The following is a 1,121-nucleotide window of genomic DNA, read 5'->3' on the forward strand; positions in this document are numbered from 1 at the left end:
TGTAACCTTTAATTCTTATTCTTATTTAGATTTAAATTTATTTATGAAGGTAAAAAGTGAAGAAACGTATCATATACATAGGTTTGAGTGCTTCTACATCACTTTTCTTTTTTGCATTTTATATTCGAGCACCTCTGATAAGTAACATACATAAACAGAAAAAATGTTGTTAATCCCATTTCTGTTTTGGTATAGCTGTCCATCAAAAAAGAAAATGAACGTAAAGTTAACAGTGGCATAGGGATTAGTCCTGCCCTTTTTGAAGTTCCTCTTATAGGGCCTATTCCTAAAGGAAAGCAACTACAAATTGCTCCTTTACTATTTTTTAAAATAATCTGCTATAACTAAAAGATGTAACAAATGAAAATGATATTTTTCTCTTGTTCAATTTACTTTTAAACAGCCTTCTTCGGCTGTTTTTTCTGCAAAAAGTTAGTAAAAGCATGCTTTTTTGAACATAAAGGTATTTAGCGTTTATACCTGGTAACACTTAAATCCTAACTATTTAACAGCATTGACTAAACAAAAAAATCACTCAAGTCTATTGAGTAGACTTGAGTGATTTATCGTTGTAAACTCAATCTCTAAGAGAGAGGAATTTGGGGGCGAGTGTATTTGTCCACTTGATCTCGCTCTCCGACAAAAAACTCAATCACGACTGTATCGTACAATCTTTCACCTTCTCCATCAACGCCTCTTGAACCTATTGTTTGAAAATGGATGGATTTATTTTTATCAATTTGAGTACGTTTCCCGTCTGTATTTATATAATAAAATTCATCAGAAGCGATGCCATAAGAAGGTTCTACTGTAGAAATTTTCAACTTTCCATCATCACCAATCTCAAATATCTCTTTGGAATCTTTAACTGTAACTTCGGGCGCCCCTTTTTGACCAAAAGCAATTTGTACCCATCCTTGATATCCTTCCGGTATCAAATAAACACTTGCTGGTCGCTTTCCTGAATCACATGCACTGACAACAATTAATAAGCATACACTAATCAATATTAGCATTTTTCTTTGCATAGTAATCTCCCCTTTATCTAGGGCGTGTTTTAAAACCCGATTCCGCCCAACTATTTCAATAAAATCATCGTCGAAGCCAAATAAACGAAGCTC

Annotated in this window: 1 protein-coding gene; it reads right to left on the reverse strand. The window is 33.5% G+C overall.

From position 1 onward, the window contains the following. Nucleotides 1-584: 584 nt before the first annotated feature. On the reverse strand, nucleotides 585-1,121 hold a 537-nt coding region (locus tag HRQ60_RS23415), incomplete at its 5' end, for a DUF6843 domain-containing protein (RefSeq protein WP_216671687.1).

It is taken from the genome of Saccharibacillus qingshengii (genome assembly GCF_013185195.1).
GTDB classification, from domain to species: Bacteria; Bacillota; Bacilli; order Paenibacillales; family Paenibacillaceae; genus Saccharibacillus; species Saccharibacillus qingshengii.